7 protein-coding genes are annotated in these 2,732 nt (G+C 73.1%); all 7 read right to left on the bottom strand.

Annotated features, from left to right (window positions below; translation table 11 throughout):
- Positions 1-85: 85 nt before the first annotated feature.
- Complete coding sequence (locus O3Q52_RS51675; protein ID WP_269655335.1) at positions 86-259, bottom strand: hypothetical protein; 174 nt, start codon at positions 257-259, stop codon at positions 86-88.
- Between the two features lie 96 nt (positions 260-355).
- On the bottom strand, positions 356-679 hold the full coding sequence (locus tag O3Q52_RS51670) for a hypothetical protein (RefSeq protein ID WP_269655334.1): 324 nt from the start codon (positions 677-679) through the stop codon (positions 356-358).
- Complete coding sequence (locus O3Q52_RS51665) at positions 676-849, bottom strand: hypothetical protein (RefSeq protein ID WP_269655333.1); 174 nt, start codon at positions 847-849, stop codon at positions 676-678. Before O3Q52_RS51665 ends, O3Q52_RS51670 begins: the two co-directional genes overlap by 4 nt.
- Positions 846-1,790, bottom strand: coding sequence for a hypothetical protein (locus O3Q52_RS51660; protein ID WP_269655332.1), 945 nt, complete (start codon positions 1,788-1,790; stop codon positions 846-848). The genes O3Q52_RS51665 and O3Q52_RS51660 overlap by 4 nt, the downstream gene beginning before the upstream one ends.
- On the bottom strand, positions 1,787-1,987 hold the full coding sequence (locus O3Q52_RS51655; RefSeq protein WP_269655331.1) for a hypothetical protein: 201 nt from the start codon (positions 1,985-1,987) through the stop codon (positions 1,787-1,789). Before O3Q52_RS51655 ends, O3Q52_RS51660 begins: the two co-directional genes overlap by 4 nt.
- The gene (locus O3Q52_RS51650; protein ID WP_269655330.1) at positions 1,984-2,358 is read right to left on the bottom strand and encodes a hypothetical protein; all 375 of its coding nucleotides are present in this window, start codon (positions 2,356-2,358) and stop codon (positions 1,984-1,986) included. Before O3Q52_RS51650 ends, O3Q52_RS51655 begins: the two co-directional genes overlap by 4 nt.
- A partial coding sequence (locus O3Q52_RS51645; protein ID WP_269655329.1) for a hypothetical protein occupies positions 2,355-2,732 on the bottom strand: 378 nt, incomplete at its 5' end. The genes O3Q52_RS51645 and O3Q52_RS51650, both read right to left, overlap by 4 nt.

The following is a 2,732-nucleotide window of genomic DNA, read 5'->3' as shown; positions in this document are numbered from 1 at the left end:
TCGCGTCGGGCGATGCGTGCGCCGAGGAGGACCACCCGGGCGATCTCGCGGGCGTTGTGCGGGTCTTTGCTGGTCGCAGCCATGGTCAGCTCCCGTTCTGGCGGCGGACCGCGTCGGTCATGTCGGTGACGGTCTGCTCGAACGGGGCGTCGTTCTCGGCGATCGCCTCGATGAGTGCGTGGGCGAGGCCCTGCGCGTCTCCGGCAGCGTTGGCGGCGAGCGCCTCGGCGGTCTTGGTCTCGATGAACTCGTTGCTCACGGGGTCTCCCTGGTCGGTGGCCGGGCGGTCCGGCCCCACCGCGCCCCCGCAGTTGTGGTCAGGAGAGCCACAACTGACGGAGGACGGAAGGGCAGGTCAGCTCCGCTTCTGCATGTCGCGCCACATGGAGCGCAGGACGAGGGCGACGATCGCGGCGGTACCGCCGAGGATGGCCAGCGCGACCGACGCGAACGCGATACCGACACCGCCGACGCACACCGCGCAGGCGATGCCGATCCACTCGCCAGCGCTACGCCCGGGGCGGCGGCCGTGCTGGTGCTGGCACGGAGCCGGGGCGGCCGCCTGCTGCTGGGTGGCGAGCTTCGCCAGCTCCATCGCGGCGAACGCCAGCTGCACGGCGGCCGTGTCCGTCGAGGCCTCCCGCACCGCCTGCTCTGCTTTGTCGAGGGCGTCGCTCATCGGGCCCACCTCCGCATGCGGGGCAGGTGCGGGCGGGCAGCGAGGCCGAGGACGAACGCCACGACTACGGGCTGAGCGGCCAGCCACGCCACGACGCCGACGACGACCGCGAGGAGCACCGGATACAGGAGCAGCAGCCCGAGCAGCGCCCCGAGGGCGAGCCACTTCACGACGTCTCACCGCCCTCAGCCAGGGCGCGCTCACGGTCGTACAGGGCATCGATCGTGTCCCACCCGCCAGTCAGCCCGCGGCCGTTCATCTCGGCGCGCATCGCCTCCCGGAACTTCCGCTTCGACGGCGGCGGATCGGTGGCGTACAGCTCCGCGGCGAGCATGCCCACAGCCCGGTTGTTGGCCTCGCGCGGGTCCTCCCCGAGGGCGTGACCGTCACCCGTGACCGACCCATTGCCGGGGAGCGCCAAACCCCCCGTGCCACCTGCGGTTTCGTCATCGGTCACACCCCCCGACAGGAGAGCGTCCAACTCACGGTCGGAGACCAGCCCGGGAAGGTCGGTGTGCCAGTCCGGCACGGCGTGACGGTCACGGGCTTCGGCGTACTTCTCGAACGCCTCGTAGGTGGTGGTCGCGGCTTCCGCTTCCGCCTTGCGGGTGTGCTTGACGATGGCGGCGGCGGCCTTCGTTTCGTCGGCCCGTGCGGCGGCGATCGCACGGGACACGGCGATGCGGTCGCGGGTGATGGAGCGGGCGCGGTCGATGGCGGCCTGCGCGCGGGTGCTGATGCGGGTCGTGTCGCGGTCGACGGCCATCAGCAACGTCATCTTGGCGAGGACGGGCACCAGGGCGCCCACGGCCGCGGCGAGCAGGTCGGCGGCGAGGATGCCGTGGACGGCGAGCACGGCGACGGTGAGGGGCAGGAACACCCAGCCGATCACCTTGGGGAGGCGGGCGCTGGAGCCCTGCCGGCGGTGGCCGGTCTCCTGGGCGAGGGCGTACAGCCATACGGCGTCGTAGAGGACGGCGACGGAGTAGGCGAACGCCGCGTGTGCTTGGGCGGTGAGGATGTCGCCGATGGCGACGACGGCCCACACGATCGCGATGAGGGTGAGGGCGGCGGGCAGGGCCCATGTGCCGAAGGTCTTGAGCTTGTTCATGCTTCGCCCACCTCCAAGGGGGCGGCGGCGCGCACCACACGGTGCGCGGCCAGGACGGTGCCCTCGCGGTCGCGGCGCTCGTTCGCGACGGGCAGCGCGGCCATGAGGGCGGGGACGGGCGGGAGGCGCCGGGGCGACCGGTACGCCGCGCGGATGGCGGCGTGCTCGGTCGGCCGGCGGACGGGGCCGCGCTTCACTCGGAGCCCCCGAGGATCGTGGAGAGTTGGTCGGCCATGTCGCGCAGCTGGTCGGCGTAGCCGTCGAGCGAGGCCGCGAGGGAGTACAGGCCGGCCGGGTCGAGGGTGCGTCCGATCAGGGAGACCGACACCCCGGTCGTACGGCCGCCGAGCCCGGGCGTGGAGACTCCCGCGAACGGGGACTGCACGAGGCCCGCGTCCGCGACGTGACGGCCGCGGAAGGTGAGGACGACGTCGGGGCCCTCGTGGAGGATGTCGGCGCGGTGGGTGTCGGACCGATGGTCAGCATGACCAGCACACCAGGACGGGCACGGCAGGGTGACGTCGCCGTGATCGGCGGTGGCCAGGGTGACGGTGCGGGGCTCGCTCACGGGCGCTCACCCCTGCGGCGGTGCTCCGCACGGCTGAGCTGCGAGGGGCGAGTGCGCGGGCCGTCAGCCCAGGCGAACGGGCGGGTCGTGTCCGCGGCCTTGAAGACGCGGATCGCGGTCCCGTCCGGGGCGTCGGGCAGGGCGTAGACCCTGCCGCCCTCCAGTGAGGCGAGGAGGCGGGCGCCGTGGTGCTCGCATCCGTCCGCGCCGGCGTTCTGCGCGTCGAGCACGGTGACGACGACCGGGCCCACGCACGGGGTGGGGTCCTCGGGGTGAGCGGCCTGGCAACGCGGTGAAACTTCCTGCGGTCGCAGAACGTTTCCGGCGTCCGGCTCGACACCGACGGCGCGCAGCAGGATGCGGAGCGCCTCGGC

It is taken from the genome of Streptomyces sp. ActVer (genome assembly GCF_027270795.1).
Classification (GTDB): Bacteria; Actinomycetota; Actinomycetes; order Streptomycetales; family Streptomycetaceae; genus Streptomyces; species Streptomyces umbrinus_A.
Note: the sequence above shows the minus strand (reverse complement) of the source record. Positions and strands in the feature narration are given on the sequence as shown.